The organism is Streptomyces caeni (assembly GCF_042678285.1).
Lineage (GTDB): Bacteria > Actinomycetota > Actinomycetes > Streptomycetales > Streptomycetaceae > Streptomyces > Streptomyces caeni.
This window is the reverse complement of record NZ_JBHUDX010000169.1, coordinates 1-3777: the sequence shown is the minus strand read 5'-3', so window position 1 is coordinate 3777 and position 3777 is coordinate 1. Positions and strand designations below refer to the sequence as shown.

Here is a 3777-nt window from a genome sequence, read left to right as displayed (position 1 = left end):
CGGGAAAGCGATCTGGCGGCGCTGGTGCGACTACGAACAGGCACATACGAGATCACGGCGCCCAACGACAGCCCCACCGGCCCAGCGCAGGCACGAGCAGCCGTACGCCACCGGGTCCGCCCTCGTCGTCGAACACGACGCCGCCCACCTCCAGTACGACGGCCACTCCTACCGGCTCACCATGAGACGGCTCCTGCGGAACACCGGCGACGAACCAGTGACCCGCTATCTGATCCGCATCTCCGTGGACCGCTTCCCCGGCGACCCCGAGCGGTCCAACGCCCACTACCGAGCCCACCCGCTGACCTGGGACGAACTGGACCTCACCGCAACCTGCCGCGGCGAGACGATGCGCTGGCAGGCCAAGCACGACCGCGACGCCTTCAAGGAAGTCTGGCTGCTGTTCGACAACAAACACAGCCGCTTCCCGCTCTACCCCGGCGAATCCGTGTGGATCGAATACGCCTACACCGTCGGCGACGACAAGTGGGGCAACTGGTTCCAGCGGGCCGTACGCCTGCCCACCGAACAACTCGAAGTCCAGCTCGCTTTCCCCGCCGCTCTCGACCCCGTCGTGTGGGGCACCGAGACCTCCATGACCGCCGAAGCCTCCCCACTGCGGACGCCGCCCGTCCGCAGCGACGACGGGGAACTGAGGCAATTCACATGGATCACGCCCATCCCCGCCCTCCACGCTCGGTACCGTCTTGAATGGAGGTTCCGGGCACGACCCGAACACGACGCAGAGCAAGGGGACTTCAGGTGATGGACGTGCGACCCAGCCAGCAGATGCGAGACCTCGGGGTCGTCCAGAACGGTGCCGGCATCCTCGCCGAACCGGCCCGCGCCTTCACCTTGCCCGCCGAGCGCGACCAAGCCGAACGCATCACCGACGAACTGTTCGCCGCCATGGAACGGATCGGCCAGGTCCACCCCTTCGCCAAAGGCATGGGCCTCGCCGCACCACAGATCGGCATCGGCCGCACCGCAGCCGTCGTCCAGCCGCCCAGCGACGCGCCCGCCGTCATCCTGCTCAACCCGAAGATCACCGACCATTCCGACGAGACGGACGAGCAGTACGAGGGCTGCTTGAGTTTCTTCGACGTCCGCGGCCTCGTCCCCCGCCCCCTGAAGATCACCGTCGAGACCACGGCCCTGACCGGCGAGACCGTCACCACCGTGTACGAACGCGGCCTCGCCCGCCTCATCCACCACGAGATCGACCACCTCGACGGCCTGCTCTACACCGCCCGCATGCGCACCGGGGTCGAGCCGATCCCCGTGGAGGACTACCGGCAGACCGGCAGGGCCTGGGCGTACGAGCAGTAGCCTTCGGAGGCTTCCGGCGAGAGAAATCGCGCGACTATCGCCCGGCCAGCGATCGGACGTTCTCCAGCAAGGCATGGAGCAGGAACGGCGGCTCCGTCGCAACCGTCCGGGTGGTCTCCAGGTACGTCGCCGCGTTCTTCCCGTCGACACCCTCGCCAAGACGAACGAGTTCGCGCCTACGCTCCTCCCAGGTCGGCCAGTGCTGGTCGAGGTAGGTCTCCAGCGTGTCCTCGAAGACGGTGTAACGGCCGGTCGAGTCGTCAGCAGGCTGCGGATTCGGCGTCGCACCCAGATACTGCAGAAGATTCACGTTCTTAGCTCGGTTCTTCCGCGCCTGGCGCTCGAACTCCTGCTCCTTCTCCTGACGCTGTTGCGGGATGAGGTGGCTCACCGACTCCCGCTTGCGCTCCTCCATGCCGGCGTCACCGTCGAAAACGACGTAGCACGGCACTCCCAAAGCGCTGAAGAGTACGTCGGCGATCATGAGGTTGTCCTTGCCGTTGACCTGGATGACGCTGACGCCTTCCGCGCCAAGGTTGATCCTCGAACGGTCCGCGCAACCGGTAATCACCCCCTCGTCCCCACGACCCTCGACCAGCACCACAACATGAGCGAAGAAGCCCTCCGCCAGCGCGCCCCCCAGCGCGCCCTCGGTCCTGCTCCTGATCACCTTCTTGTCGACGAGCCCGTCCAGGGCCCTGACCAGGTCCTCCTCGGTGGCCTTCCACACCTCGGTGACGGGGTGTTCCTTGCAGGCAGCGCGGCACAGGCGCCGGATCTGGTGGTAACCCTTCGGGTCGATGAAGACCGGGTTATGGGTGGCATACATGACCTGGGTGCGCCCCTGCGGTGAAGTGGCTACCAACTCGCGGAGCACCTTCGCGAAGGTCCGCGCCTGCGGCGGGTGCTGGAACAGCTCGGGCTCCTCGATAGCCAGACACAACGTCCGCATGCCGTCGTCCGGGCGTCTGCGGTCGGCCAGGTACTTCAGCGCCGCGATGATCAGTGCACGCTGAAAACCATGCCCCTGCCGGTGCACCGAGGTATGAGCAGCACCGTCCCGGATACTTACCTGGAAGGTCGTTCGCGCGGGCCTCGGCGCCTGCACCGTGGGGGTCACCACCACTGTCCGTCCGGTGGTGAACTTGGCAACCTCCGTGGAGAGCGCGGCCGACACCTGGTCCAGCACGGGGCCGTACACCTTGCTGTGCACCTCCTGGCGGGCCAGATGAGCGCTCTCCTCGATCTCCCCGAGTTGCTCGTTCGCCTGCGAGCGGTCCACGGCGTGATCGAGAATGCGGCCGAGGGCCGTCGCCTTCTGGTCGTCGGTCTCCTCATACGCTCGCAGGTCAGCAGAGACGAACACGAAGTCGATCAACTGGGCGAGCCTGCTCTGCCCGGCGAAACCGAAGAAGTGTGTGTCCTCGATCTCGGCCTCAGTCAGACGGTCGCGGTTTGCCAACTCCCAGGAGCGCATGACCTCCAGGACCTTGTCCTTGGTGCCGGCAGACGGCAGTCCCAGGCCGGGCTCGCTCTCCCTCAACTGGTCATAGGCGCGGCGCAGCTCCATAGCCTTATCGTTCTTACGCACCTCCTCGAACGGTCCGAACGCCAGCGCCTTTCCCGTGATCTTGTCTTCCCCGTTCTGCCAAGTCCGCCAGATACTCACGCTCGGGGCACCGTCGGGCGCATATCGTCCGAGGATCTGGCGATCGTGATCGGTGAGCCCGTCGAACTCCACCTCCACAGAGATGCGGCCGCCCTCAGTCGCCGAGTGAACGTCGTCGTCGCTGAGGGCGACGCCCTTTTCGCCGTTGAAGAACCAGTCGAGTGCACGCAGCACGGTGGACTTGCCGACCCCCGTCGGTCCGATGAAGGAGGTGATGTCTTCGAAGAACACGTCCACGTTGTGCAGACAGCAGAAGTTCTCGATGCGTACGCGCTTGATCTTCACGGTCGTCCTGAGCGTTTGATGCTGGCGGGGCATTTGAGTCCCCACGTGACGATCGTGACGCTAGCAGCCAGCCTGATAGCCCATCAGCCATTTTCCCGGGATAACGGGAGGTGCTCTACCTGATCTTCGGCACCCAGCACGAACGGGGGCTGGAGACCCCCTCGACTGGGCCGTCATCGTTCTGGAGACCGTCCGCGTGCAGATGGGCGATGCCGCCTTCAACCCCTTCCTCCGCTGTATCGTTGAGGCCGAAGACGCCTACGTTGCACGAGCCGAGGAGCCGGTGGCGGCCAGCGCGTGGGAGCCGCCCGCCGCCCTGGGGCAGCTTCCGGCAAACTTGCTTCCGCAACGCATCTCGCAGGTGCGGCACAGATGCGAGCTACAGCCACAGTGCCAGACGCTGGGAGAATTCTGGGAGATGATCTTCCCCTGGAGACCAAACGAGACCCTGCCGCACCAACCCAGACCAAGCCTCTGACCTGCTCGTTAGCTAG

The 3777-nt window shown here is 65.5% G+C and carries 3 protein-coding genes; 2 read left to right on the top strand and 1 reads right to left on the bottom strand.

The genetic code is table 11. From position 1 onward, the window contains the following. On the top strand, positions 1–766 hold a 766-nt coding region (locus ACFSL4_RS37560), incomplete at its 5' end, for an XRE family transcriptional regulator (RefSeq protein WP_381092608.1). After that, positions 766–1329, top strand: coding sequence for a peptide deformylase (locus tag ACFSL4_RS37555; protein ID WP_381092607.1), 564 nt, complete (start codon positions 766–768; stop codon positions 1327–1329). The genes ACFSL4_RS37560 and ACFSL4_RS37555, both read left to right, overlap by 1 nt. Before the next feature lie 34 nt (positions 1330–1363). On the opposite strand, the gene ACFSL4_RS37550 is transcribed toward ACFSL4_RS37555, so the two are convergent. Continuing rightward, positions 1364–3283, bottom strand: a complete 1920-nt coding sequence (locus tag ACFSL4_RS37550) for an AAA family ATPase (RefSeq protein WP_381092606.1) — start codon at positions 3281–3283, stop codon at positions 1364–1366. Between the last annotated feature and the right edge of the window lie 494 nt (positions 3284–3777).